The sequence below is a fragment of the Pantoea sp. SIMBA_079 genome (assembly GCF_046940275.1).
Taxonomy (GTDB): domain Bacteria; phylum Pseudomonadota; class Gammaproteobacteria; order Enterobacterales; family Enterobacteriaceae; genus Pantoea; species Pantoea borealis.
In genome coordinates this window covers 1-243 of sequence record NZ_JAWRYR010000806.1, presented here as the reverse complement: position 1 = coordinate 243, position 243 = coordinate 1, and the positions used below count along the sequence as shown (strand labels likewise).

The window sequence follows — 243 nt, the reverse complement described above, 5'->3', positions numbered from 1 at the left end:
GATCCGTATGACCCCGACATCGCCGGTTCGCGCCAGAGCCCGACGTTCTTCACTGTCGGCAACACCGAACTCGATCCCGAACGCACCAGGTCCTACAACGTCGGCTTCGTCGTTTCGCCCTGGGCCGACACGAGTCTGTCGCTGGACTGGTACCGCATCGAACTCGACAACCTGATCGGCACCAACAATTCGACGACGATCGTGCAGAACAACGATCCCGCCGACGTGATCCGCGACGCGCGC

The 243-nt window shown here is 62.1% G+C and carries 1 protein-coding gene; it reads left to right on the top strand.

The window, feature by feature from the left end; all coding sequences use genetic code 11:
- Positions 1-243 (top strand): TonB-dependent receptor domain-containing protein (locus SB719_RS22175; RefSeq protein WP_412160038.1); only part of this gene is annotated, 243 nt, incomplete at both ends.